Origin of the sequence: Sphingosinicella soli, assembly GCF_014199685.1 — a bacterium.
Lineage (GTDB): Bacteria > Pseudomonadota > Alphaproteobacteria > Sphingomonadales > Sphingomonadaceae > Sphingosinicella > Sphingosinicella soli.
Genome location: NZ_JACHNZ010000031.1, coordinates 25,279 through 48,596, shown reverse-complemented (window position 1 = coordinate 48,596; position 23,318 = coordinate 25,279). Strand labels below are relative to the sequence as shown.

25 protein-coding genes are annotated in these 23,318 nt (G+C 65.7%); 12 read left to right on the top strand and 13 right to left on the bottom strand.

What is annotated here, in order from left to right:
* Positions 1-98 precede the first annotated feature (98 nt).
* Together GGQ98_RS13110 and GGQ98_RS13105 are read right to left on the bottom strand one after the other, a co-directional pair.
* On the bottom strand, positions 99-494 hold the full coding sequence (locus tag GGQ98_RS13110) for an MAPEG family protein (protein ID WP_184070214.1): 396 nt from the start codon (positions 492-494) through the stop codon (positions 99-101).
* 72 nt (positions 495-566) lie between these two features.
* A complete protein-coding gene (locus GGQ98_RS13105) occupies positions 567-1,955 on the bottom strand; it encodes a class II 3-deoxy-7-phosphoheptulonate synthase (protein WP_184070212.1) in 1,389 nt (462 codons plus the stop codon).
* 208 nt (positions 1,956-2,163) lie between these two features.
* On the opposite strand from GGQ98_RS13105, the gene GGQ98_RS13100 reads away from it, so the two are divergent.
* Positions 2,164-2,781 carry a TetR/AcrR family transcriptional regulator gene (locus tag GGQ98_RS13100; RefSeq protein ID WP_184070209.1) on the top strand — a complete coding sequence of 206 codons (618 nt, stop codon included), beginning with the start codon at positions 2,164-2,166 and terminating at the stop codon, positions 2,779-2,781.
* On the opposite strand, the gene gor is transcribed toward GGQ98_RS13100, so the two are convergent.
* Positions 2,778-4,121 carry a glutathione-disulfide reductase gene (gene gor, locus GGQ98_RS13095; RefSeq protein WP_184070207.1) on the bottom strand — a complete coding sequence of 448 codons (1,344 nt, stop codon included), beginning with the start codon at positions 4,119-4,121 and terminating at the stop codon, positions 2,778-2,780. The two genes, GGQ98_RS13100 and gor, sit on opposite strands and share 4 nt — an antisense overlap.
* A gap of 86 nt (positions 4,122-4,207) precedes the next feature.
* Between gor and GGQ98_RS13090 the strand changes: the two genes are divergently transcribed.
* Positions 4,208-4,603, top strand: coding sequence for a response regulator (locus GGQ98_RS13090; protein ID WP_184070205.1), 396 nt, complete (start codon positions 4,208-4,210; stop codon positions 4,601-4,603).
* Here GGQ98_RS13090 and GGQ98_RS13085 read toward each other — a convergent pair.
* The 3 genes from GGQ98_RS13085 to glmU are packed head-to-tail and all read right to left on the bottom strand — an operon-like array spanning position 4,600 to position 8,152.
* On the bottom strand, positions 4,600-4,974 hold the full coding sequence (locus GGQ98_RS13085; RefSeq protein WP_184070203.1) for a GFA family protein: 375 nt from the start codon (positions 4,972-4,974) through the stop codon (positions 4,600-4,602). The two genes, GGQ98_RS13090 and GGQ98_RS13085, sit on opposite strands and share 4 nt — an antisense overlap.
* A complete protein-coding gene (gene glmS / locus GGQ98_RS13080) occupies positions 4,971-6,794 on the bottom strand; it encodes a glutamine--fructose-6-phosphate transaminase (isomerizing) (protein ID WP_184070200.1) in 1,824 nt (607 codons plus the stop codon). The genes GGQ98_RS13085 and glmS overlap by 4 nt, the downstream gene beginning before the upstream one ends.
* Positions 6,794-8,152, bottom strand: coding sequence for a bifunctional UDP-N-acetylglucosamine diphosphorylase/glucosamine-1-phosphate N-acetyltransferase GlmU (gene glmU, locus GGQ98_RS13075; RefSeq protein ID WP_184070198.1), 1,359 nt, complete (start codon positions 8,150-8,152; stop codon positions 6,794-6,796). The genes glmS and glmU overlap by 1 nt, the downstream gene beginning before the upstream one ends.
* A gap of 97 nt (positions 8,153-8,249) precedes the next feature.
* Between glmU and gph the strand changes: the two genes are divergently transcribed.
* Entirely contained in the window at positions 8,250-8,933 is a 684-nt protein-coding gene (gph, locus tag GGQ98_RS13070; protein ID WP_184070196.1) for a phosphoglycolate phosphatase, read from the top strand.
* Here gph and GGQ98_RS13065 read toward each other — a convergent pair.
* Genes GGQ98_RS13065 through GGQ98_RS13050 form a run of 4 tightly spaced genes read right to left on the bottom strand, consistent with a single transcriptional unit; the run spans position 8,902 to position 11,643 of the window.
* Positions 8,902-9,960, bottom strand: a complete 1,059-nt coding sequence (locus tag GGQ98_RS13065; RefSeq protein WP_341534209.1) for a nucleotidyltransferase domain-containing protein — start codon at positions 9,958-9,960, stop codon at positions 8,902-8,904. The genes gph and GGQ98_RS13065 overlap by 32 nt on opposite strands.
* Positions 9,939-10,829, bottom strand: coding sequence for an HprK-related kinase A (locus GGQ98_RS13060; RefSeq protein WP_184070194.1), 891 nt, complete (start codon positions 10,827-10,829; stop codon positions 9,939-9,941). The genes GGQ98_RS13065 and GGQ98_RS13060 overlap by 22 nt, the downstream gene beginning before the upstream one ends.
* Complete coding sequence (locus tag GGQ98_RS13055) at positions 10,826-11,104, bottom strand: HPr-rel-A system PqqD family peptide chaperone (protein ID WP_184070192.1); 279 nt, start codon at positions 11,102-11,104, stop codon at positions 10,826-10,828. Before GGQ98_RS13055 ends, GGQ98_RS13060 begins: the two co-directional genes overlap by 4 nt.
* A gap of 11 nt (positions 11,105-11,115) precedes the next feature.
* Positions 11,116-11,643, bottom strand: coding sequence for a hypothetical protein (locus GGQ98_RS13050; protein ID WP_184070190.1), 528 nt, complete (start codon positions 11,641-11,643; stop codon positions 11,116-11,118).
* Between the two features lie 133 nt (positions 11,644-11,776).
* Between GGQ98_RS13050 and GGQ98_RS18855 the strand changes: the two genes are divergently transcribed.
* The 7 genes from GGQ98_RS18855 (at position 11,777) to GGQ98_RS13015 (ending at position 19,116) form a co-directional block, all read left to right on the top strand.
* Positions 11,777-13,033, top strand: a complete 1,257-nt coding sequence (locus GGQ98_RS18855; RefSeq protein WP_184070188.1) for an ATP-binding protein — start codon at positions 11,777-11,779, stop codon at positions 13,031-13,033.
* Positions 13,034-13,169: 136 nt separating this feature from the next.
* Positions 13,170-14,579: a phosphate ABC transporter permease subunit PstC gene (pstC, locus tag GGQ98_RS13040; protein ID WP_184070186.1), complete on the top strand. Its 1,410-nt coding sequence runs from the start codon at positions 13,170-13,172 to the stop codon at positions 14,577-14,579.
* Complete coding sequence (gene pstA, locus GGQ98_RS13035; protein ID WP_243451872.1) at positions 14,572-15,870, top strand: phosphate ABC transporter permease PstA; 1,299 nt, start codon at positions 14,572-14,574, stop codon at positions 15,868-15,870. The genes pstC and pstA overlap by 8 nt, the downstream gene beginning before the upstream one ends.
* A 5-nt stretch (positions 15,871-15,875) precedes the next feature.
* Positions 15,876-16,673: a phosphate ABC transporter ATP-binding protein PstB gene (gene pstB, locus GGQ98_RS13030; protein WP_184070223.1), complete on the top strand. Its 798-nt coding sequence runs from the start codon at positions 15,876-15,878 to the stop codon at positions 16,671-16,673.
* A 16-nt stretch (positions 16,674-16,689) separates the two neighbouring features.
* The gene (gene phoU / locus GGQ98_RS13025) at positions 16,690-17,427 is read left to right on the top strand and encodes a phosphate signaling complex protein PhoU (protein ID WP_184070184.1); all 738 of its coding nucleotides are present in this window, start codon (positions 16,690-16,692) and stop codon (positions 17,425-17,427) included.
* Positions 17,428-17,431: 4 nt separating this feature from the next.
* Positions 17,432-18,139, top strand: a complete 708-nt coding sequence (gene phoB, locus GGQ98_RS13020; protein WP_184070182.1) for a phosphate regulon transcriptional regulator PhoB — start codon at positions 17,432-17,434, stop codon at positions 18,137-18,139.
* A gap of 68 nt (positions 18,140-18,207) precedes the next feature.
* Positions 18,208-19,116 (top strand): SDR family NAD(P)-dependent oxidoreductase, encoded by a 909-nt coding sequence (locus tag GGQ98_RS13015; RefSeq protein WP_184070181.1) that lies wholly within the window; start codon positions 18,208-18,210, stop codon positions 19,114-19,116.
* Between the two features lie 40 nt (positions 19,117-19,156).
* Here GGQ98_RS13015 and GGQ98_RS13010 read toward each other — a convergent pair whose 3' ends face one another.
* Both GGQ98_RS13010 and epsC read right to left on the bottom strand, forming a co-directional pair.
* The gene (locus GGQ98_RS13010; protein WP_184070179.1) at positions 19,157-19,498 is read right to left on the bottom strand and encodes a DUF2794 domain-containing protein; all 342 of its coding nucleotides are present in this window, start codon (positions 19,496-19,498) and stop codon (positions 19,157-19,159) included.
* Positions 19,495-20,193: a serine O-acetyltransferase EpsC gene (gene epsC / locus GGQ98_RS13005; protein ID WP_184070177.1), complete on the bottom strand. Its 699-nt coding sequence runs from the start codon at positions 20,191-20,193 to the stop codon at positions 19,495-19,497. The genes GGQ98_RS13010 and epsC overlap by 4 nt, the downstream gene beginning before the upstream one ends.
* 178 nt (positions 20,194-20,371) lie before the next feature.
* On the opposite strand from epsC, the gene GGQ98_RS13000 reads away from it, so the two are divergent.
* Together GGQ98_RS13000 and GGQ98_RS12995 are read left to right on the top strand one after the other, a co-directional pair.
* Positions 20,372-21,127 (top strand): sulfite exporter TauE/SafE family protein, encoded by a 756-nt coding sequence (locus GGQ98_RS13000; protein WP_184070175.1) that lies wholly within the window; start codon positions 20,372-20,374, stop codon positions 21,125-21,127.
* Between the two features lie 279 nt (positions 21,128-21,406).
* Positions 21,407-22,309 (top strand): hydrogen peroxide-inducible genes activator, encoded by a 903-nt coding sequence (locus GGQ98_RS12995; protein ID WP_184070173.1) that lies wholly within the window; start codon positions 21,407-21,409, stop codon positions 22,307-22,309.
* On the opposite strand, the gene GGQ98_RS12990 is transcribed toward GGQ98_RS12995, so the two are convergent.
* Complete coding sequence (locus tag GGQ98_RS12990; RefSeq protein WP_184070171.1) at positions 22,279-23,307, bottom strand: 2-dehydropantoate 2-reductase; 1,029 nt, start codon at positions 23,305-23,307, stop codon at positions 22,279-22,281. The two genes, GGQ98_RS12995 and GGQ98_RS12990, sit on opposite strands and share 31 nt — an antisense overlap.
* Positions 23,308-23,318 lie beyond the last annotated feature (11 nt).

Sequence of the window (23,318 nt, the reverse complement as noted above, 5' to 3'; positions counted from 1 at the left end):
AGCGAAACTCGCGCTCAACATCAACCGATCGCCACGCCGCGGTGGGGTCCCTTTTGCACGCCGATCGGGGGTCCCTTTTGGACGCCGATTGACAGGGATCAGCCGAGGAACAGCGCCGACAGTACCAGCACAAGCCCCGCCAGCGAGACCAGCCAGACCAGCGTCCGCACCTTGGGGATGCCCGCAGCATAGAGCGGGAGGTAGATCAGGCGTGCCCAGAGATAGAGATGCGCGCCGAGCTCCGTCTTCCAGCCGAGCCGGTCCGCCGCGACCGCTGCGAGCAGCACGGCGGCGAACAGCGGGAAGGTCTCGAAGAAGTTCGCCTGCGCCCGCGCCAGCCTGCCGGCGAGCGGCGTCAGGGGCGGCATCTCGGCATCGCGCGCGCCCATGTTCCACTGCGTGCCGTACTGCGCGGTCTTCACGTTCACCGCCCAAAGCACGTGAACGAGGCCGAGCACCACGGCGGCGCCAAGAAGATACAGTTCGATCGGCATGGTCATCCCTCCCCGTTGGAAGGGTCGGACGATCCCTTATTCCGCGCGGCTCCGCAAGCGGGGAGCAGGAGTCTAAGCGGCCGCCTGGCTTCGCGCGGCGTGATCGACCTCGGTCTTGATGCACTCGGCAAGCAGGAACGCAAGCTCCAGGCTCTGTCCGGCGTTGAGGCGCGGGTCGCAGTGCGTGTGGTAGCGGTCGGCGAGGGCTTCGTCGGTGATCGCCATCGCGCCGCCGGTGCATTCGGTCACGTTCTGGCCCGTCATCTCGGCATGGATGCCGCCCGCGTGCGTCCCTTCGGCGCGGTGCACCGCGAAGAAGCCGCGCACTTCGGCGAGGATCCGGTCGAAGGGGCGCGTCTTGTATCCGCTGCCGGCCTTGATCGTGTTGCCGTGCATGGGGTCGCACGACCACACGACGTGGCGTCCCTCGCGCTTCACGGCGCGGATGAGCGGCGGCAGGCCGTCCTGCACCTTGTCGTGGCCGAAGCGGCTGATCACGGTGATGCGGCCCGGCACGTTTTCCGGGTTGAGCGTGTCGATCAGGCGGATCAGCATGTCCGGCTGCAGGCTCGGTCCGGCCTTCAGGCCGAGCGGATTGCCGACGCCGCGCAGGAACTCGATGTGCGCCGACCCTTCGAAGCGCGTGCGGTCGCCCACCCACAGCATGTGCGCGCTCGTGTCGTACCAGCGGCCGGTCAGCGAATCCTGCCGCGTCATCGCCTGCTCATAGCCCAGCAGCAGCGCCTCGTGGCTCGTGTAGAAATCGGTGCCCTTCAATTGCGGAACCGTCTCCGGGCTGATGCCGCAGGCTTCCATGAAGGCGAGGGCGTCGCCGATGCGGTCGGCGACATCCTTGTATTTCTCGGCCCACGGCGAGTGACCGACAAAATCCAGGTTCCACTTGTGGACCTGATGCAGGTTCGCGAAACCGCCCTGCGCGAAGGCGCGCAGCAGGTTGAGCGTCGCGGCGGACTGCATGTAGGCACGCAGCATCCGCTTCGGGTCGGGCTCCCGCGCGGCGCTGTCGAATTCGATCCCGTTCACGATGTCGCCGCGATAGCTCGGCAGCGATACGCCGTTCAGGTCTTCCATGTCCGCCGAGCGCGGCTTGGCGAACTGACCGGCAAGGCGGCCCACCTTCACCACCGGCATGCGGCTTGCGAAGGTCAGCACCACCGCCATCTGCAGGAGCACGCGGAACGTGTCGCGGATGTGGTTGGGATGGAACTCCGCGAAGCTCTCCGCGCAGTCACCGCCCTGCAGCAGGAACGCCTTGCCCGCCGCGACGTCGGCGAGCTGGGCTTCAAGCGCGCGCGCCTCGCCCGCGAAAACGAGCGGCGGGTAGCTCGAAAGCTCGCCTTCCACGGCTGCAAGTGCGGCCGCGTCCGAATAGGCGGGAAGCTGCCGCGCTTCGAAATTGCGCCAGCCCGCAGGGCTCCAGGATCGCTCGAACGTGTTCATCGCGCGCCTTTTGGCGAGTCGCATCAAGGAGCGCAAGCAATGCTTTCTCGCGCGTCCGGCCCGTTCGTTACCTCTGTTTTTCAGGTTGTGGTTAACACCATTGTAACACTTCACCGCAAAAGATGGCGCTAACGCAATGAATGCACTTGATATTAACCCTCGATGCGTACATTGTTCACATAGTCCGGGGGACAGGGGTGCTTTTATCATGCTGAAACAGTCGCCGGTTTATGAGCGCAAAGCGCCCACCAGCTATCATCACGGCAACCTCCAGACGGCATTGCTGAACGCCGGTCTGGACCTTCTCGAGCGTCGCGGCTGCGCGGATCTTGCGCTGCGCGAGGTCGCCCGCGAGGTGGGGGTCAGCCCTGCGGCGGTCTATCGCCATTATGCCTCGAAGGAAGCGTTGCTCACCGCGATGGCCGTCGAGGGCTTCAAGCGGCTCAACGCGGAGCAGATCGAGCCGATTTCGAACAGCGTGGTCACGCCTGTGCGCTTTGCCGAAATGGGCCGCGCTTATGTTCGCTTCGCGGTCCGTAATCCGGCGCTTTTCCGCCTGATGTTCAGCGATCAGATCGATTCCAGCCGCGATGCCTCGCTGATGTTCGCCATCGAACCGCTCACCGGCAATATCGAGGACGCCGTCGCCCGCCTCGCGGGTCCGCGTTTCTCGTCCGCCATGCGGCGCAAGGCGGCATTGCGCGCGTGGTCGCTGGTACACGGCCTGTCGATGTTGATGATCGATGGCCAGCTCCGCATCGCGCACAGCGAGATCGACCGCATGATCGAGGCCGTCGTCGACCCCAATCACGCGCTCGCCATCTAACGCATCAGCACGAGTTCCTCGGCCATTGTCGGGTGGACGGCCACGGTCTCGTCGAGCTGTGCCTTGGTCAGCCCCGCTTTCACCGCGATCGCGAGAGGCTGCATGATCTCCGCAGCGTCCGGCCCGATCATGTGCGCACCGAGGATGCGCCCCGACGCTTCATCAACGACGAGCTTGTAAAGCGACCGCTCGTTTCGGCCCGCCAGTACGTTCTTCATCGGCCGGAAGTCCGACGCATAGACGCGCACGGAACCATAGGTATTGCGCGCCTGCGCCTCGGTGAGGCCGACTGCGGCGATCGGCGGGTGGCTGAAGACGGCGGAGGGGACGCAGCTGTGATCGACGCGCCACGGCTTGTTGCCGAAAACAGTGTCGGCAAAAGCATGGCCCTCGCGGATTGCGATCGGCGTCAGCTGCACGCGGTCGGTCACGTCGCCCACCGCATAGATATTGTCGATGTTGGTGCGGCTGTCGGCATCCACCTTGATGGCGCCGTTGTCGGAGAGTTCGACGCCGATCTTCTCAAGGCCGAGGCCAGCGCTGTTGGGCGGCCGCCCGATTGCGTAAACGAGCAGGTCGGTTTCAATGGGCGCGTCCTTGCCCGCGTGGACGAGGAGGCTGCCGTCGGCCTGCTTTTCCACTTTGCCGAAGGGCGCATTGAAGCGGAAATCGATCCCCTTCGTCGCGCTGATCGCCTGAAGCCGCTCGGCAAGCTGCTGGTCGTATTCGCGCAGCAGACGGTCGCCGCGCAGCAGGATCGTCACCTTCACGCCGAATTCATTGAAAATGCCTGCGAATTCGTTCGCGATATAGCCGCCGCCCGCGATCACCACGCGCTTCGGCAATGCGTCGAGATGGAAGACTTCGTTCGAGGTGATGCCGAGGTCGGCGCCCTCGCAGTCGGGGACGCCCGGACGGGCTCCGGTCGCGATCAGGATTTTTTCGGCAGTGACGGTCTTGCCGTCGATCTGCACGGTGTGCGCGTCGGCAAGCACCGCGCGGCCGTGAAGGATCGTGACCTTCTGGGTTTCGAGCGTGGAAATATAGGCGCCGTTGAGCCGGTCGACCTCGGCGAGCACGTTGTCGCGCAGTGTATGCCAGTCGAAACGCTTGCTCTCTATGGTCCAGCCGAACCGCCGCGCGTCTTCAAGGTCTTCAGCGAAATGCGCGCCGTAGACGAGCAGTTTCTTCGGCACGCATCCGCGAATCACGCATGTGCCGCCGACGCGGTACTCCTCGGCGATCGCCACGCGCGCGCCGTACCCTGCTGAAATCCGGGCCGCGCGTACACCGCCCGAACCGGCGCCGATGACGAAGAGATCATAGTCGTATGCATTCATATTTGCTGTTCGCCCCTGTGTCGCAGTAGATACGGATGTGTAGTGTTCGCCGGGCGCGTCCGGTGTCGCAGGGAAAGTAAGGTCAGATGACGACGGTCGCAACGGCGCCTCAGGAAATACCGGCCCGGCGGAAGGTTTTGCTGGTGGAGGATTCTCCGCTGGTCGCCATGTCCCTCGAAACGCTGTTCGAGGACATGGACTGGGAAATGGAAGGCCCGGCGACCCGGCTCGACGAAGCGCTTGCACTTGCCGAGACGACCGATGCGGACATCGCGCTCCTTGATGTCAATCTCGACGGCGAGATGAGCTGGGCCGTTGCGGATCTTCTGAAGGTGCGCGGCATACCGTTCGTGTTCGCCACGGGCTATGACGGCGCATCGGTGCTTCCGGTTGCACACGGTGAAGCGCATTTTGTAAGCAAACCCTTCCAGATCACGGAACTCGAAACCCTGCTCCGCGAGATCGTGGGCGAGGACATCTAACCCAGACGTTCGCGGGCGGCCTCCCAGTCGCGGCCATCAAAGGCTTCCACGGCAAATGCCAGCGATACGTAGTCGTCGAGACAGCGGGCGTTGACGCTGTACCCGTCCGGGTGCGAGCGCGGCACGTAGAAGCTCTTGATACCGCAGGTCTTGCAGAACAGGTGCCGCGCCACTCCCTCGCCGAAGCGATATTCGCCGAGATTGTACCCGCCGGAGAGCAGCCGGAAGGCGTCCTTCGCGGCGATGAGGTGCAGGAAGCCCGCCGCCGAACTCATCGAGCAGTTGCAATCGAGCAGCGGGATCGGGTCTGCCGCCACGTCCACTTCAAATCGCACAGCCTTGCAGTGACAGCCTCCGGTGAGTGTCTTCATTCCACCGTCACGGATTTCGCAAGGTTGCGCGGCTGATCGACGTCCGTGCCCTTCGCCACCGCAACGTGGTACGCGAGAAGCTGCACCGGCACGGCGTAAACGAGCGGCTGGATCAGCGGGTGACAGTCCGGCATCTCGATGGTTGCGATCGCGCCGTCTCCGGCCTTGGCGATTCCCGCCGCGTCCGAGATCAGAACGATCCGGCCACCGCGCGCGGCGACTTCCTGCATGTTGCTCACGGTCTTCTCGAAAAGCGGCCCGGAGGGCGCGATGACGATAACGGGGACGCTGTCGTCGATGAGCGCGATCGGGCCGTGCTTCATCTCGCCCGCCGCATAGCCTTCTGCGTGAATGTAACTGATTTCCTTCAGCTTCAGCGCGCCTTCGAGCGCCATTGGATAGTCCGGTCCGCGCCCCAGGTAGAGCACGTCGCGCGCTCCTGCGACAAGCGGCGCCATCTTTTCGATCTCCTCGTCGTGCGCGAGCGCGGCATTGAGCGCTGCTGGCGCTTCGGCGAGGTGCTGAACGATGTCGCGTTCCTCTTCGGCCGTCATCTTGCCCTTGGCGCGCGCAAGGTTCGCGGCGAACGCGGCGAGCACGGCAAGCTGACAGGTGAACGCCTTTGTCGAAGCGACGCCGATTTCCGGCCCCGCGTTGGTGGGAAGCAGCAGGTCGGCCTCGCGCGCCATCGAGCTGGTCGGCACGTTGACGACGACGGCGATCTTCTGGCCCTCCGCCCGGCAATGACGCAGCGCGGCAAGCGTGTCCGCCGTTTCGCCGGACTGGCTGATAAACAGCGCGAGCCCGCCTGCCTCCAGCACCGGCTCGCGGTAACGGAATTCCGAGGCGACATCGATGTCCACCGGAACGCGCGCGAACTTTTCGAACCAGTATTTCGCGACGAGGCCCGCATAATAGCTGGTGCCGCAGGCGACGATCGTCACGCGCTTCACTTCGGCGAGATCGAACTCGGGGATGGGGAGGGCAACCTTGCCCTCGAGCGGCTTCAGATAGGCCTGCAGCGTCTGCGCCACCACCACCGGCTGCTCGAAGATCTCCTTCTGCATGAAGTGGCGGTGGTTGCCCTTGTCGATCATCGCGCCGGAGACACCCGACAGCGTCACCTCGCGCGTCACCGGCGCGTTTTCCCGGTCGAAGATATCGATCTTCTCGCGGCTGAGCACCACCCAGTCGCCTTCTTCCAGATAGGCGATCTTCTGGGTCATCGGCGCCAGTGCCAGCGCGTCGGACCCGAGGTAGTTCTCGCCCTCGCCGATGCCGACGACCAGCGGCGCGCCGAGGCGGGCGCCGACGAGCATATTGTCGTGGCCCTTGAACATCATCGCCAGCGCGAACGCGCCGTGCAGGCGGGGCAGCACGGCCTTCACCGACTCGATCGGTGATTTGCCGCGCTCGAGTTCGCGCGCGACGAGGTGAGCGACGACCTCGGTGTCGGTCTGGCTCGCGAAGGTGCGGCCCTCGGCCGAAAGCTCGTCGCGCAGTTCCTTGAAGTTTTCGATGATGCCGTTGTGAACGAGCGTCACGTCGCCGACGATGTGCGGGTGGGCGTTGTCTTCCGTAGGCGCGCCGTGCGTCGCCCAGCGGGTGTGCGCGATGCCGATGCGGCCGGGGAGGGGATCGAGCGCGAGTTTTTTCGCGAGATTGTCGAGCTTGCCCTCGGCGCGGCGGCGCTGGAAGGCGCCGTCCACGATCGTGCAGACGCCTGCCGAATCGTAGCCGCGATATTCGAGTCGCCGCAGGCCTGCGACGAGTTGGTCAGTGACGTCGCTTTTGCCGAGAATACCAATGATGCCGCACATTACTTCGCCGCTTTCTTCTTGGCCGTCATCGCCTCGCGGAATCGCGCGGCCCAGCCGGGTTTGCTGTCCTGAACACCGCGCGCGACTGCGAGCGCATCGGCTTCAACGTCCTTTGTCATGACCGAGCCTGCGCCGACGATGGCGCCGTCCCCGATCTTTACCGGCGCGACGAGCGCGCTGTTCGAGCCGATGAAGGCGCCGGCGCCGATCTCGGTTTTGTATTTGAAGAAGCCGTCGTAGTTGCAGGTGATCGTGCCCGCGCCGATGTTCGCCTTGGCGCCGACCGTTGCATCGCCGATGTAAGAGAGGTGATTGGCTTTTGCGCCGTCCGCGAAGTCCGCCTTCTTGGTTTCGACGAAGTTTCCGATCTTGACGTCGGCGCCGAGCACCGTGCCGGGGCGGAGGCGGGCGTAGGGGCCGATTTCCGCCTTTTCGCCGATCTTTGCACCTTCGATGTGCGAGAAGGCGTGGATGCGTGTTTTGGCGCCCACGGAGACGCCGGGGCCGAACACGACGTTCGGCGCGATGCTCACGTCCGCCGCGATCTCGGTGTCGAACGCGAAGAACACGCTGCCGGGGTCGGTGAGGGTCACGCCCTCGCGCATGAAGAAACTGCGGCGCCCGGCCTGGAACCGGGCTTCGGCGACCGCGAGTTCGGCGCGGCTGTTGATGCCCATCACCTCGGCTTCGGCGGTTTCGACGACGCGCGACACGCGCCCGTCCGCGTTCGCCAGCATGACGATGTCGGGCAGGTAGTATTCACCCGCCGCATTGTCGTTGCCGACGCGTTCGAGGAGCGGCCAGAGGTCGTCGGCGCGAACCGCGAGCAGCCCCGAATTGCAAAGGTCGATGTCGCGCTCTGCAGGCGAGGCATCCTTGAACTCGACCATCTTGCGGATGACGCCGTCATCGGCATCTATACGCCCGTAGGCGCCGGGTTCTGCGGCGCGGAAGCCGAGCACGACGGCGGCGGGCGTATCCTTCTCGTTGTTCAGCTTCGAAAGCATCAGCCGCATCGTGGCGCTCTCGATGAAGGGCACGTCGCCGTAGAGCACGAGCACGTCGCCCTCGAAGCCCGCGAGCGCATCCTTCGCCTGCAGCACGGCGTGGGCGGTGCCGAGCTGCGGCTCCTGCGTCACGACCACGGCGGCGGTGTGCGCGACGGCCGCTTCCACCTGCTCGCGCCGCGCGCCGACGACCACGACGGTGCGCTCGGGCGCGATCTCGTCCACGCTCGCCATCAGATGCAGCAGCATGGGCCGCCCGCCGATGGGGTGCAGCACCTTGTGCGTTTCGGATTTCATCCGCGTGCCCATTCCGGCGGCGAGGATGATGGCGGCGACAGGCCGGCGGCTCATGAAACTCTCACAGACTCAATCGATTCCCTGGGCAGTTCTGCGCGCCGCTGTGCCATATCGGGATTGCCATTTCCATAACGCCGGGCAAAAGGCTTGCATGAATCCGACAAATCCCTCGATCGTTTTCGACCTCGACGGCACGCTCGTCGATACCGCGCCCGACCTTGCGGCGGCGATGAACCACGTTCTGGCGCATTTCGGACGGTCGGCGGTGGATCCGGAAGCCGTGCGCCACATGGTCGGCCACGGCGCGCGCCGTACCATTGAACGCGGTCTTGCCCTCACCGGAGGCGGCGACGAGGCGATGCTCGACGTGGGCGTGCCGGTGTTCCTCGAATTCTACGGCGCCAACGTCTGCGTCGGTTCGCGGCCGTGGGACGGCGTCGAGGCGTCGCTTGCCGCGCTTTCCGATGCCGGCGGGCGCCTCGCGATCTGCACCAACAAGCCCGAACGGCTTGCTATCGACCTCATCGACGCGCTCGGCTGGGGCGATCTGTTCGATGCGATCCTCGGCGGCGACAGCCTGCCGGTGAGGAAGCCCGACCCCGCGCATGTGTTTGAAACGCTGGCGCGGATGGGCGGCGACGCGGCGCGCGCCGCCTTCGTGGGCGATTCGCGGCCGGATGTGGAGGCGGCGCGCGCGGCGGGCCTTCCCGTGGTGCTGACCAGCTTCGGCTACAGCGACGTGCCGCCCGATACGCTCGGCGCGGATGCGATGATCGACCATTTCGATGCGCTGGTGCCGACGCTCAAACGGGTTGCGCCTGCGCTTTTCGCGTGAACGCCTTGCGCGTGAGGTGCCGCGCCAGCATCAGCGGCGGCATCCGCAGCCAGTGCCCCCGAACGTAGAGCAGACGGTCGCTCAGCTTCGCGCCCTGATGCCCGAAGCGGTCGCGCCAGTAGAGTTTGCGCAGCGCGAGCCGGTCGACGATGTCGATGCGCCCGGCGAGCGCTTCGGGCACCGCCGTACCGTAAAGACGCCGGGCGAGCCTCAGCGCGCGCGACACCGGCACGCGAAGCTGATGCCGGTCGGCGGTCTCGGCGAGCCTGTCCCAGAATCCGGGCGTTCGTGAAAAATCCGTCGCGAGGCAGTGGATGTCCCAAAGGTTGCGGTTGCCGCCCTCGAACTCGCCGTCATAGGCGACGTGCGCGGCGCTGTGCAGCAGCATCTCCGCCGGGCCGAGAACGAACAGGCCGTCTGCAACCGCCACCCGGCTTTCGATCAGCGCATCCGCATCGGGTCTCAGCCGCGCGGTGAGCGGCAGGATCGTGTGGTGCACGTCGATGACACCGCCGCGCTCGGTGTGAACCATCGGCGGTATCTCGTGCATCCACGCGCGGTAATAATGGTCGTCGTAGGCGTTTTCCTTCGCCTGCATCCAGCCGCGCGCAATCAGTGCGGCCTCGACGACGGGGAGCGCGGCGCGCGGCACGAGGATGTCGAGATCGCCGATGCGGCGGCCCTCGGCGGCGGGGAGCCCGGCGTGGAGATACGCGGACCCCTTCATCAGGATGACGGGACAGCCGACGTTTTTGAGCGCCAGCGCAGCGCGGTCGATCTCCCAGCGGGCGGCGAGGTGGTCGCCGCGCGTCAGGTCGCGTTCTTCGGCGAGGCACGTGCGCGCGCCTTGCGGCAGGGCGTCCCACACCGCTGCGGCCCGCGCCGCGACGGTCCCGAGCAGCCGCTCGGCGCGGCCGACGCGAATGAGGGCGTTCCACGCGTCCGCGCTCAGGTTTCGCATCGATTCGGGCTCGGCGAGCGCGCGGTGGAGGATGGCCGCCGGGATCACCCCGTCACCTTCCGCCACAGCGTTTCGAAAAGCTCCAGCGCGTCGTCGCTCGACCCGTACATGATGTCGAAGGCGGGGGCGTGTGCGAGGCAGCGCCAGACCGCCTCGAAGCCGGCCTCGCCCATCAGCGCCTGATTGGTCGAGGAGGCCGCGAGGCGCACGTAGGTTTCGGTGCGCGTCATCGGCCGCCACGCGGGCGCTGCGTTCTCGCGGAAGTGCGGGGCGACGACGAGCGCGATTTCGGCGGGCGTCTCCATCGCGTCGATCGCCGCAGCGGGCGGCAGCAGGTGCCGGATGGTTCCCTTCACCGTACCTTCGAGCACAGGCCCGAAGCGGTCGGCGGGCGCGCGCGCCTCCATTGCCCCGATCGAGGCATTCTTGAGCGAAATCGGGCGCGGGAAGGGGTGCAGCAGCGGCGCGTGGAGATCGAGCAGAGCGAACTCGTCGCCCAGATGCCGCCAGCCCTTGCGGTAGGCGAGCAGCGCCGACAGCGTGCTCTTGCCCGCGCCCGAATCGCCGATCAGCAGCGCGGCCTTGCCTCCGTTTGCCGACGACGCGGCGTGTACCACGACATGGCGCCGATAACCGACGGCCATCTGCAGGTTCATGCCCATTTCCAGCCCGAGCATCCCCAGTTCCACGGGCAGCGGCAGCGTGTCGAAGGGTTCGAAATCGCATTCGAGACGGATGTTCGGCTTCACCCAGCGCCGCAGCGGGCTGGAGGGCACGGCGCTGACGGCATAATCGTAGATGCCGTCCGCCGTTTCGGCCGGATAGTCGCGGTAGAGCGCGTTCACCTCGTCGATGGTGCGCCGGAAGGGCGAACGCAGATGAAAGGACGCCGGGCCGATCCGCAGCGTCCGGGCCGGCCAGCGGTCAGGCGTCATGCGATGCGGTCGATAATGTCCATGGCGGCCATTTCGCCGAGCCGCGCGCTGACGACAAGGGCGATATCATCGCCTTCTCCGTCCAGATCATGATCCTGTGCAAGCTGCGCGCAAACCTCCCCGCCCGTGAGCGTCCGCTCGTGTAGCAGGTCGAGAATGGCGACGACAGCAGGGGAAACGACATGCGTCATCCCCGACGGGCGATGATAGACGAGCGTGAGATCGTCGACGGGGCGAACGACATAAGCCTCCCGCGCGGCAGCGCGGTAACGCACGGTGTCCCCGCTCAGAGCTTGTGAACGAGCGAGGTGAGACAGGTGAACCCGTCTTTGCCCGGCTTCAGGTTCTTGATGTACTTCAGGTGGGCGTCGAACTGTTTCTTGTCGTAGATGCCGTCAGGAAGTTTGCCGGACGCTTCGTAATCGATCAGTTCCTGGCCGTAGTAATAGCCCTTGGGCGGGGGGGCGTAGCACTTGCCCTTGCCCTTGTCCTTGTCTTTGCCCTTGTCGTCATAACCGCCGCCGCCGTAGGCGACCATGCCCTCGTCGTCCACCGAGTCCATGTCGTAGCCGTAGGCGTCGTAGCCTTTGCCGTCCTTGTCGCAGACCTTGTCGATCGGGATCTGGCACATGGCGAGGGATGTCGTGGCGCCGCCGCCGCCACCACCGCCGCCACCGTGGTATCCGCCGGACGCCCATGCGGGACGCAGCGTGACGACCGCAGGCGCGGCTATCGCACCGAGCCGCAGGAGCGCGCGCCGTGAGGCTTTGCCCGTCGCCAGCTCCATCTCGTCGCTTTTGCGTTCGTCTGTCATATGCCTGTCCCGAATTCCGTTAAGTACACACTATACGCCGTCTTGTTCTCATGGGAAGCAAGGACCATACCATCGCTGCGATTCTAATGGGTTGCGAAGTAAACGGCGACTGGAAAAGCGAAAGTTGTAAAACGTGCCGACATCTGCGGACGACACCTTAGACGCTGAAGCCGCCGGCCGGAACCGCTGGATCGCGGTTGCGTCGGCCGTCTTGCTCGCGGCGTCGTCGGGCTATGCCTTTGCATGGCACGAGGTGCTGGCTGCGGCGATTCTGGCGCTGCTTGCGGCGGCGGCCGGGGCATTCGCCGCGCGCACCGCGCGAACGCCTCCCGGCCCCGCCGAGGAGGGGGTCGCGCCCCCGCCGGACGCGCAGCCGACGATCGGGCTCGATTCGCTGGAGAACGCCGCGGTGCTCGTCGATCGCAACTTCGGCATCATCGCCATGAACGCAGAGGCTGTGGATGCCTTCGGCGCGCATGCCCTCGGCGAGGATATTCGCATCGCCATCCGGCATCCCGCCGTGATCGAGACGGTAACGACGGCGATGCGCCAGAATCGCGATTCGATTCGCGAGATCGAGGGCATCGGGCGGCATTCCACGGTGTTCCGCCTGCGTGCCGGGCCGGCGGGGGACGCACGGCTGCTGCTGTCGTTCGCGGACGTGTCGCCCGCGCGGCTGGCCGAGCGGATGCGCGCCGATTTCGTTGCGAACGCCAGCCACGAGCTGCGGACGCCGCTTGCGACGCTGGTCGGCTTCATCGAGACCTTGCAGGGGCCCGCCGCCAACGATCCGGCGGCGCGCGCGCGTTTTCTCGACGTGATGGCGAATGAAGCGGCGCGCATGTCGCGGCTTGTCGATGATCTGATGTCGCTCTCGCGCATCGAACTCGACAAGAATATCCGCCCGCGGGAGATCATCGACGTCGCGCCGCTCTTTGAGAACGTCGCCACGACATCCGCCGTGTCGCTGGAGGCGGACAAGCGCCCGCTCGTCATCAACATCGAGGCGGAACTGCCGCAGGTGATCGCAGACAAGGACCAGGTGCTGCAGGTGCTCCACAACCTGATGACCAACGCGATCAAATACGGGCACACCGGCACGCCGATCACGGTTTCGGCGGAGCGCGCCCGCGCTCTGCAGGGAGAGGTGGTGCGCATCGCCATCGCCGACGTGGGGGACGGCATCGCCGCCGAGCACATCCCGCGCCTGACGGAGCGCTTCTACCGGGTGGACACCGGCCGTTCGCGCCGTCTCGGCGGCACCGGGCTCGGTCTTGCCATCGCCAAGCATATTGTCGAAAGACATCGCGGAACGCTGGAAATCAGCAGCGAACAGGGGAGCGGCACGACTGTGAGTTTCACTTTGCCTGCGTCGGTGTCACAAATCTGAAAACATGACACCACACAAGCGCGCGGAACGTGGAGCCGGGCGAATCAATCCGCCGCAAGGTTGCGGCAGTGAGCGTATCAACGGGAAAGGATGAAGGTGCGCGTGCCGAAACGTCGGTAATGCGCACCGTTCGATCATGTCAGCAGCTGCTCTGATCTTCGCCCTGCTCGGTCTGGCCGTCGCGGCGTTTCTTGTCGCCCGCGCCCGGGCCGCTGCGTTTGCGGGCCGCAGAGTGTTCGCGAGTGCGGCGGACCGGATCTCATCGATCCATTCGCGCCCGGCCTACCACGGCTGGTACGTCGCGCTCTGGGCGCTCGTGCCCGCGCTCATCCTCGTGCTGGGCTGGTCGCTGGTCGGCGAAGGGATCGTCGCGGATCGCACGATCGCCTCGCTTCCCGCCGAAAGCCGCCCGCAGACCGCGCTCGACCGGCAGGCCTTCCTTGCCGAGGTGCGCGGCGTCGTTTCGGGCCAGCTTGCCGGCGCGTTCAATCCGTCCGCCGATGCGGCCGTGCCGGTCTACCGCTCGATCAAGACGCAGTGGTCGCTGGTGATCGCCGGGCTTGCGGCGTTGCTGGCGGCTTCGGGCGGCGGGTTTGCGTGGCTGCGCGTGCGTCCGCACTTCCGCGCCCGGCCCCGTGTCGAGCGGTTCGTGATGGTGGTGCTGGTCCTTTCTTCGCTGGTGTCGATCCTCACGACCTTCGGGATCGTGCTGTCGCTCATCTACGAAAGCATCGAGTTCTTCCGGCGCGTGTCGCCCTTCGAGTTTCTGTTCGGCACCAACTGGAGCCCGCAGACCGCGATCCGCGCGGATCAGGTCGGCTCGACGGGGGCGTTCGGCGCAGTGCCGCTGTTCTGGGGCACGATCTTCATCGGCGCGATCATCGCGATGATCGTGGCGATCCCGCTCGGGCTCATGTCGGCGATCTACCTTACGCAGTATGCCAAGCCGCGCTCGCGCAGGATCATGAAGCCGATGCTGGAGGTGCTCGCGGGCGTGCCCACCGTTGTTTACGGCTACTTCGCGGCGCTCACGGTCGCGCCCGCCGTGCGGGACTTCGCGCTGTCCATCGGCATCTCGAACGCCAGTTCCGAAAGCGCGCTCGCGGCGGGTGTCGTCATGGGCATCATGATCATCCCGTTCGTCTCCTCGATGGCCGACGATTCGATCACCGCCGTTCCAGCGGCAATGCGCGACGGCAGCCTTGCGATGGGCGCGACGACATCCGAAACGATCAAGCGCGTGCTCATCCCCGCAGCGCTCCCCGGCATCGTCGGCGGTGTGCTTCTCGCGGTCAGCCGCGCGATCGGCGAGACGATGATCGTGGTGATGGCCGCAGGCCTCGCCGCCAACCTGACAGCGAACCCGTTCCAGTCGGTCACGACCGTCACCGCGCAGATCGTGCAGCTGCTCACCGGCGACCAGGAGTTCGATTCCGCCAAGACGCTGTCGGCCTTCGCGCTCGGTCTTGTGCTGTTCGCGGTGACGCTGTGCCTCAACATCTATGCGCTCTCGGTCGTGAAGCGCTACCGGGAGGCGTATGAGTAGCGCGCGCATACAGACGGATTGGGCGTCCCCCGTGATGCAGGCGCGCGTGCGCCGCCGCTATGCGAAGGAACGCCGTTTCCGCTTCTTGGGGCTTGCGGCGCTCGCGCTGGCGGGGTCGTTTCTGTTTTTCCTGCTCGGGACGATCTTTTCAGACGGTTACACGGGCTTTCTGCGGACCGAGGTGAAGCTGTCCGTCGAGTATGATGCCTTCGAACTCGGCATAGACCGCAGTGCGATCGAAGGCGCAGGCGGCGAAAACGCGCTCAACACGGCGAATTTCCAGGGCGTGATGATGGCGGCCGCGACAGCGCGGGCGCAGAGTCTCGGCGTTGCCGCGAAGGATATCGTAAGCGACGGCGCATGGCTCGCGCTGCGCGAGGCCGTGCGCGAAAACCCTGATCTGATCGGCAGCCGCGTCGATGTGTGGGTGCCGACGTCGGGCGATTTCGATCTTCTCGGCAAGGGGCTTGTCGAACGCGACGTGCCCGAGGCGAACCGCCCGGTGTCGGATGCGGAGATCGCGGCGTTCGACAGGCTGAAGGCCGAGGACGCGGTTCGAACCACGCTCAATACGACCTTCCTCAGCATGGCGGATTCGACGAGCCCCGAGCTTGCGGGCATCTGGGGCGCCGCGAAGGGGTCGCTGCTCACGCTTGCCGTCACGCTGCTGCTCTGTTTCCCGATCGGCGTGATGACGGCGATCTATCTTGAAGAATATGCGCCGAAGAACCGCTTCACCGACCTCATCGAGGTGAGCATCAACAACCTCGCGGCGGTGCCCTCGATCATTTTCGGCCTGCTCGGTCTCGCCGTATTCCTCAATTTCTTCGGCATGCCGCGCTCGGCGCCGATCGTGGGCGGACTGACGCTCGCGCTGATGACGCTGCCGGTGATCGTGATCGCCGGCCGGATCGCGATGAAGTCGGTGCCGCCGTCCATCCGCGACGCTGCGCTGGGCGTCGGCGCGTCGCAGATCCAGGTGGTTTTCCACCATGTTCTGCCGCTTGCGCTCCCCGGCATCCTTACTGGCACGATCATCGGCATGGCGCGCGCGCTCGGCGAGACGGCGCCGCTGCTGATGATCGGCATGCGCGCCTTCGTCACCGATGTGCCCGGCGGGCTGACGACGCCGGCGACCGTCCTTCCGGTGCAGATCTTCCTGTGGTCAGACGAGGTCGCGCGCGGCTTCGTCGAGAAAACGTCGGCCGCCATCATGGTGCTGCTGGTTTTCCTCATGCTGATGAACGGTCTCGCGATATACCTCCGCAACAAGTTCGAGAAACGCTGGTGAACGATATGATGGCGACCATGACCGCGAATGCGGAGGCGACGATGTCAGCCCCCAAGATGACGGCGCGCGACGTCAAGGTTTTCTACGGCGAGAAACAGGCGCTGAACGGCGTGTCGATCGATGTGCACTCCGATCTCGTCACGGCGTTCATCGGCCCGTCGGGCTGCGGAAAATCGACCTTTCTGCGCTGCCTCAACCGCATGAACGACACCATCGAAACCGCCCGCATGGAAGGCAATATCGAGCTGGAGGGGCACAATATCTACGCCCCCGACATGGATGTCGTGCAGCTTCGCGCGCGCGTCGGCATGGTGTTCCAGAAGCCCAACCCGTTTCCCAAATCGATCTTCGAGAACGTGGCCTACGGTCCGCGCATCCACGGCCTTTCGTCCACCAAGGCGGAACTCGATACGATCGTCGAACAGAGCCTGGTGCGCGCCGGCCTCTGGAACGAGGTGAAGGACCGTCTGCAGGACAGCGGCACGGCGCTTTCAGGCGGTCAGCAGCAGCGCCTGTGCATCGCGCGGGCCATTGCGGTCGATCCCGAGGTGATCCTGATGGACGAGCCGTGCTCGGCGCTCGATCCCATCGCCACGGCGAAGATCGAGGAGCTGATCGACGATCTGCGCGGCCGCTACGCCATCGTCATCGTTACGCACAACATGCAGCAGGCGGCGCGTGTCAGCCAGCGCACGGCTTTTTTCCATCTCGGCACGCTCGTCGAATACGGCGATACGGCGGAAATCTTCACCAATCCGCGCGAGCAGCGTACCAAGGACTATATCACCGGCCGCTTCGGCTAGGAGGCAGGAACGCCCAATGAACACGACAACGCCCACCGCGCACACGGTCAAGTCCTTCGACGACGATCTCCGGCAGCTGCGCCTGCTCATCGGCGAGATGGGCGGGCTTGCCAAGGATCAGGTCGATCGTTCGGTCGCCGCCATCGTGGCGCGCGATGCGGACGCCGCGCAGGAGGTTGTCCAGTCCGACCCGCGCATCGACAAGCTGGAGGCGGAGGTCGAGCAGCTCGCCATCGCCACGATCGCACGCCGCGCCCCGCTTGCGGACGATCTTCGCGAGGTGATCGCCGCGCTCAAGATCTCCGCGGTCATCGAGCGTATCGGCGACTATGCCAAGAACAACGCCAAGCGCGTGAACTCGATCGCGCAGGATTCGCCGATCCGTCCGATGGTGATCGTGCCGGAAATGGCGCGTATTGTTTCGCAGATGGTGGACGATGCGCTCGATGCCTATGCGCGCCGCGACCCCGAACTTGCGCGCGATGTGTGGAAACGCGACAATTCGGTCGATGAATATTACAACAGCCTGTTCCGGGCGCTGCTGACCTTCATGATGGAAAACCCCCATCACATCACGCCTTCCACGCACATGCTGTTCATCGCCAAGAACCTGGAGCGGATCGGCGATCACGCCACCAACATCGCCGAGGTGGTTTATTACACCGTCACGGGCGAGCATTTGACCGAACGGCAAAAGGCCGACGAAACCGTTTATACGGTCAGCGAAGACGTCGAAGGCGAACAGGAGCGATAGCGACATGAAGCCCAAGATTCTGGTGGTCGAGGACGATGCGAACCTCGTCGAGCTGATCCGTTACAATCTGGAACAGGAAGACTTTGTCGTCGTCAGCACCGAAGACGGCGAGGAAGCGCTGGTGCTCGCGGACGAGGAGAAGCCGGACCTCGTTCTTCTCGACTGGATGATCGTCAACCTCTCCGGCATCGAAGTGTGCCGCCGCATGCGCCGCGAACCCGCGACCGCGAACCTGCCGATCATCATGCTGACCGCGCGCACCGAAGAGGCGGACCGTATTCGCGGGCTCGAAATCGGCGCCGACGACTACATCACCAAGCCGTTCTCCCCGCGCGAACTCGTCGCGCGCATCCGCGCCGTGCTGCGCCGCCTGCGCCCGGCGCTCGCGGGCGGCAATCTCGAATACGCGGGCATCTTCATGGATACGACCGCGCACAAGGTCACGCGCGACGGCCAGTCCGTCGCGCTCGGGCCCACGGAGTTTCGCCTGCTGCGGCACTTCCTTGAGCATCCGGGCCGCGTTTTCTCGCGCGAGCAGCTGCTGGATTCGGTCTGGGGCCGCGATGTCTATGTCGAGCAGCGCACCGTGGACGTCCACATTCGCCGGCTTCGGAAGGCCATCAACCTCGATGGTCTGCCCGATGTGATCCGCACCGTGCGCTCGGCGGGCTATTCGCTCGATACCGACGGCCGCCGGGAAGCTGTCGCATAAGACGGGTTTTCGCGGGCATGGCGCTTCGCTAGGCAATCCTCCGATTTTGTGTTCGGGGGAATTTGCCAATGACCATCGATTTCAACGGCCGCGTCGCCATCGTCACGGGTGCAGGCGGCGGTCTTGGCCGTGAATACGCGCTGGAACTCGCGGCGCGCGGCGCGAAGGTCGTCGTCAACGATTTCGGCGGCGCGCGCGACGGCAGCGGCGGTTCGGCGAGCGCGGCGGACGTCGTGGTCGCGGAGATCGAGGGCAGGGGCGGCATTGCTGTCGCAAACCCCGCGAGCGTCACCGATTTCCCCGCCGTCGAGGCCATGGTCGCCGATACGCGCGCGCGCTGGGGCCGCGTCGATATCCTCATCAACAATGCGGGGGTGCTGCGCGACAAGAGCTTCGCGAAGATGACGCTCGACGATTTCCGCTTCGTGCTCGACGTGCACCTGATGGGCTCGGTGAACTGCACCAAGGCGGTGTGGGACACGATGCGCGATGCTGGCTACGGCCGCATCCTGATGACCGCGTCCTCGACCGGGCTTTACGGCAACTTCGGCCAGGCGAACTACGGCGCGGCAAAGCTCGGCCTCGTCGGCCTGATGAAGACGCTCGCCATCGAAGGCGCGAAGTCGAACATTCACGTCAATTCGATCTTCCCGGCCGCAGGGACGCGCATGACCGAGGATGTCATGCCCGAAGAGGTGCTGCGCGCGCTCGCGCCGAAGAATGTCGTGCCCGCGGCGCTCTATCTCGTCAGCGACGCCGCGCCGACGAGTGCGATCCTCGGCGCGGGTGCAGGGGGCTTCCACGCCGCGCACATCACGCTGACGCCCGGCATCATGGTGCCGGAGGGCGATCGCACCGTCGAAACCGTGGCGGCGCGGATCGGCGAAATCACCGACCGCACGGGGGAGACCGTACCGACGAACGGCGCTGAGCAAGCCATGCTGGTCATGTCGCGGCTTGGTGAATTGAGGGGGTAGCCTCATAAGCCCCTCCCCTGAAGAGGAGGGAGGAGGCGCTCTAAACGTCGACCAGTTTCAGTAACTTGCGCTCCAGCGGCGCCAGCAGGGGCGGCAGTTCGTGGCCGCGCCGCAGCACCGCGCCCGCCTCGCCGAGCAGGATGTACTGCCCTTGCCGCACGCGCAGCTCGGGGCGTTTCACCACCCGCACCTCGGGCCGTTCCGATGCGCGGCGGAACGCCGAGAACACGGCCTCTTCGCGGTTCATGTCCACGGCGTAATCGCGCCACAGTCCTGCAGCGACCATGCGGCCATACAGGTTCATGATGTGGTTCAGTTCGTAACGGTCGAAAGTGACTTGGGTGGGCGCGCGCCCCGCGAAGAGAGGCGTGATGTTGTTCATGCCTTGCGGGCGGTCGCCCCCGATTTGGCGGATTTGAGATCGGCCGGCGTGAGTTCGGCGAGCCGCTTGCGCAGCGTTTCCACCTCGCAGCGCAGGATTTCGAGCTGCTGCGTCTGCGGGTCGAACTTTTCGCTGCACGGCGTGCCGTAGGGCACGAAGTCCTGCGTTTCCGGCTTCACCTCGACGAGTGTGGAGCGCGCCGGGATGCCCACCATCGTGGCGCCCTCCGCCACGTCCTTGGTGACGACGGCGTTCGCGCCGATGCGTGCGCCCGCGCCGACCGTGATCGGCCCCAGGATCGCGGCGCCCAGGCTGATGATGACACCGTCGCCGATCGTGGGGTGGCGCTTGCCGGCGACGCCGTTCGTGGGGTTCGTGCCGCCGAGCGTCGAGCCCTGGTACATGGTCACGTCGTCGCCGATCTCTGCGGTTTCGCCGATCACGACGAAGCCGTGATCGATGAACAGCCGCTTGCCGATCTTCGCGCCCGGGTGAATGTCGATGGCGGTCAGCATCCGCGCGAGGTGGTTCACGAAGCGCGCCAGAAAGAACATTTCGCCGCGATAAAACCAGTGCGCAACGCGGTGCAGCCCCAGCGCCAGAATGCCCGGATAAAGCAGGATTTCCCAGCGCGAGCGCGGAGAGGGGTCACGCGCCTTCACCGAATCGAGGTAGGCGACAAGCGTGTCGAACATGGCGGCGAAGACTTCCCGGTTCCTTGCTGATCCCCGGAAATCTAGGCGCTTCGCGTTCCGATTACCAGCCCCGCGTCAATGGGCGGCTTGCAGGGGCGATAGAAAAAATCGTTTGTCACGAGGGCGCTGTATGCGATCAGCCGCGCACCAGCCGCTCTGCAGGGGGATCGCAGCTTTCATGTCCACGGACGCATTTGCGGACCTTTTGCCTTTCATTGCGGTAGGTTTCGCGGCCCAGCTCGTCGATGGTGCGCTCGGCATGGCGTTCGGCGTCATATCCTCCACACTGCTTGTCAGCCTCGGGGTTCCGCCTGCGGCGGCTTCGGCGGGCGTTCACACCGTCGAGACCTTCACCACGGCGGTTTCGGGCATCAGCCACGCGATCCACCGCAATATCGACTGGAAGCTGTTCGCGCGGCTCGTCATTCCCGGCATGATCGGCGGTGTGCTCGGGGCCTATGTGCTGACGCAGATCGATGCCGAGGTGGCGCGCCCGATCGTGCTTGCCTATCTGTCCTGCATCGGCGTTCTGCTCATGTGGCGCAGCTGGCGCTACCCGCCGAAGATCAAGAACCCGCGCATCGTCGAGCCGCTGGGCCTTGCCGGGGGTTTCCTCGATGCGGCGGGCGGCGGCGGCTGGGGGCCGGTCGTGACCTCGAACCTGCTCATTCAGGGGGCGTCCCCGCGCAAGACCATCGGCACGGTCAACACGGCGGAGTTTTTTCTCACCCTCACGGTTTCGGCGACATTCCTGTTCACGCTCGGCGTTGCGTTCTTCACGCAGGCGATGCTCGGCCTGCTCATCGGCGGCGTGCTGGCAGCGCCGCTCGGTGCATGGCTCGCGAAAAAGGTCGCGCCGCGTCCGCTGCTGATGATCGTGGGCGTCGTGCTCACTTTGACCAGCGGCTACGGAATCTGGCGGGCGTTCTTCTAGGGCGGATCGACATTCAGCTCTGACGGCCTGCAAATGGCGGCTTTCCGCGCTTTCGGTGCTCACGTACCTTTAGTACGCTGCGCTCCGGGTCACGAAAATCCACCATTTTCGGCACGTCATCTTCTGAATGTCGATCCGCCCTAAGGCCCCGAAACGAATGCGACCCGCCGGGAGGGGGGGGGACCGGCGGGTCGCTGGGGGCTTCGATGGCTTGTGTGTACCCGCTCGGCGCGTTATAGAGCCAATGGATAATTCTGATCAGACTGATCGAAAACGCCGATGAACTTTCTGCCGACTCTCAAGCAGCTCCAGTATCTGGCAGCGCTTCACGAGCACCAGCATTTCGGCCGCGCCGCCGATGCCTGCTTCGTCACGCAGTCGACCTTGTCCTCGGGCATCCGCGAGCTTGAAACCCTGCTCGACGCTGCGCTTGTCGAGCGCACGCGCCGCGTCGTTCGGTTCACGCCGCTCGGCGAGAAGATCGCGCGCAAGGCGATCCACGTTCTGCGCGAGGCTGAAGACCTTGCCGCGCTCGCGCAGGCCGAGGCGCGTCCGCTGACGGGCGAAATCCGCATGGGCGTGATCCCCACGATCGCGCCGTTCTTTCTCCCCAAGGCGCTGCCCCGCCTGCGCGCCGCCTGGCCCGATCTGAAGCTCTATCTTCGCGAGGAAACGAGCGCATCGGTGTGCGACGCGCTCGGCCGGGGTCAGGCCGACTGCGTGCTGCTCGCGCTGCCGTTTCCCTGCGGGGACGTGGCGAGCGTGACGCTGTTCCGCGACTATTTTCACATCGCCGCGCACAGGGACGACATCCACAGCGCGGGCAAGGTCATCCACCCCCAGGACATCGACACCGACCGGCTGCTGCTGCTGGAGGATGGCCACTGCCTCAAGGAGCATGCGCTCGCCGCCTGCGGGCGGCCGGAATACCGGGCCGAAGCCTCGGTGGTGGGCACCTCGCTGCACACGCTCGTGCAGATGGTCGATAACCGCCTCGGCACGACGCTCGTGCCCGACATGGCGCTGAAAGCCGGTATCCTGAACGGTACGGACGTGGAGACGCGGCCCATCGACGGCGACAAGCCGTACCGCGAGATCGCGCTCGTCTGGCGCAAGTCGAGCCCGCGCGAGGAGGAGTTCCGCCTGCTCGCTCAGGCTCTGGTCGACGCTGCGAGCGCCTGACGCAGCCTCTTGCCGGGTATCGGCGGCGCGCCCGCTTCCGCCGCGCGCATCAGTTCAACGAGCTTTGCGTTCACCGGCGCCTTGCGTCCCAGCCGCTCGGCCAGCCGCACCACCGCGCCGTTCAGGTGATCGACCTCGGTTCTGCGGCCGCGCGCGAGATCGTCCGCCATCGAGGTGCGCGCGTGCCGGTCCACCGTCGCCTTCTGCCGCGCGGCGATCCGCCGGTAGAGGAAATTCGGCAGCGACAGCAGCAGCGGCATCCGCTCGACGGGCAGGGGCAGCACGCTTGCCGGCCGGATGCCCGCCGCCTTCAGCAGGTCGAGCGCTTCGGCGATCGAAAGCGCCCACGCGCGCCGGTAATCGCGGTCGGCGAATTCCTGCGCCAGCGTCTTGCCGGAGAGTGCGTTGATCGCGTTGTTCAGGTTCACGAGCAGCTTGCCCCACAGCACGCCGTCCATGTCGGCGCTGCGGACGGGCGGCAGTCCGCCCGCGGTCAGCGCGTCGGCGAACCTGTCGAGCGCCGGGTCGGTGCCGATCTGCACGGGGCTGCCCGTCGCCTGATGGAAATGGCCGGGGCCGCGCTCTGCGACGCTGAACGGCACCATGCCCGCAAAGGCGCGCGCTTCCGGCAGAGCGGCCGCGATGGCGGCGACATTGTCCGCGCCGTTCTGCAACGAAAGCACCGGCGTTCCCGCCGCGATGTGGGGCGCAAGCGCGGCGGCGGCCTCCGCCGTGGCATCGCTCTTCACCGTTATCAGCACGACATCCGCCGCTGCGGCCGCGGCGGGGCTTTCCGTCAGCACCACCTCTGCGGCGACAAGGGTATCGCGGCCGCTTGCATCGGACACACGCAGACCGTTTGCGCGAATCGCAGCCAGATATGCCGGGCGGCCGATCAGCGTCACCCGCGCGCCGCCTGCTGCCAGCACGCCGCCTATGTAGCAACCGATGAGCCCGGCACCCATCACGGCGATGGACAGCCTATCTTTGTCGTGCATTGCCCCGATCC

Coding starts and splice junctions, on each gene's coding strand:
- GGQ98_RS13090 (WP_184070205.1), top strand. CDS start 4,208: ATGACGACGGTCGCAACGGCGCCTCAGGAAATACCGGCCCGGCGGAAG.
- GGQ98_RS13000 (WP_184070175.1), top strand. CDS start 20,372: ATGTCCACGGACGCATTTGCGGACCTTTTGCCTTTCATTGCGGTAGGT.
- GGQ98_RS13085 (WP_184070203.1), bottom strand. CDS start 4,974: ATGAAGACACTCACCGGAGGCTGTCACTGCAAGGCTGTGCGATTTGAA.
- GGQ98_RS12990 (WP_184070171.1), bottom strand. CDS start 23,307: ATGCACGACAAAGATAGGCTGTCCATCGCCGTGATGGGTGCCGGGCTC.
- GGQ98_RS13105 (WP_184070212.1), bottom strand. CDS start 1,955: ATGAACACGTTCGAGCGATCCTGGAGCCCTGCGGGCTGGCGCAATTTC.
- phoB (WP_184070182.1), top strand. CDS start 17,432: ATGAAGCCCAAGATTCTGGTGGTCGAGGACGATGCGAACCTCGTCGAG.
- GGQ98_RS12995 (WP_184070173.1), top strand. CDS start 21,407: ATGAACTTTCTGCCGACTCTCAAGCAGCTCCAGTATCTGGCAGCGCTT.
- pstA (WP_243451872.1), top strand. CDS start 14,572: ATGAGTAGCGCGCGCATACAGACGGATTGGGCGTCCCCCGTGATGCAG.
- glmU (WP_184070198.1), bottom strand. CDS start 8,152: ATGAGCCGCCGGCCTGTCGCCGCCATCATCCTCGCCGCCGGAATGGGC.
- GGQ98_RS13100 (WP_184070209.1), top strand. CDS start 2,164: ATGCTGAAACAGTCGCCGGTTTATGAGCGCAAAGCGCCCACCAGCTAT.
- gor (WP_184070207.1), bottom strand. CDS start 4,121: ATGAATGCATACGACTATGATCTCTTCGTCATCGGCGCCGGTTCGGGC.
- GGQ98_RS13015 (WP_184070181.1), top strand. CDS start 18,208: ATGACCATCGATTTCAACGGCCGCGTCGCCATCGTCACGGGTGCAGGC.
- phoU (WP_184070184.1), top strand. CDS start 16,690: ATGAACACGACAACGCCCACCGCGCACACGGTCAAGTCCTTCGACGAC.
- gph (WP_184070196.1), top strand. CDS start 8,250: ATGAATCCGACAAATCCCTCGATCGTTTTCGACCTCGACGGCACGCTC.
- GGQ98_RS13060 (WP_184070194.1), bottom strand. CDS start 10,829: ATGACGCCTGACCGCTGGCCGGCCCGGACGCTGCGGATCGGCCCGGCG.
- GGQ98_RS13050 (WP_184070190.1), bottom strand. CDS start 11,643: ATGACAGACGAACGCAAAAGCGACGAGATGGAGCTGGCGACGGGCAAA.
- pstB (WP_184070223.1), top strand. CDS start 15,876: ATGATGGCGACCATGACCGCGAATGCGGAGGCGACGATGTCAGCCCCC.
- glmS (WP_184070200.1), bottom strand. CDS start 6,794: ATGTGCGGCATCATTGGTATTCTCGGCAAAAGCGACGTCACTGACCAA.
- GGQ98_RS13110 (WP_184070214.1), bottom strand. CDS start 494: ATGCCGATCGAACTGTATCTTCTTGGCGCCGCCGTGGTGCTCGGCCTC.
- pstC (WP_184070186.1), top strand. CDS start 13,170: ATGTCAGCAGCTGCTCTGATCTTCGCCCTGCTCGGTCTGGCCGTCGCG.
- epsC (WP_184070177.1), bottom strand. CDS start 20,193: ATGTTCGACACGCTTGTCGCCTACCTCGATTCGGTGAAGGCGCGTGAC.
- GGQ98_RS13010 (WP_184070179.1), bottom strand. CDS start 19,498: ATGAACAACATCACGCCTCTCTTCGCGGGGCGCGCGCCCACCCAAGTC.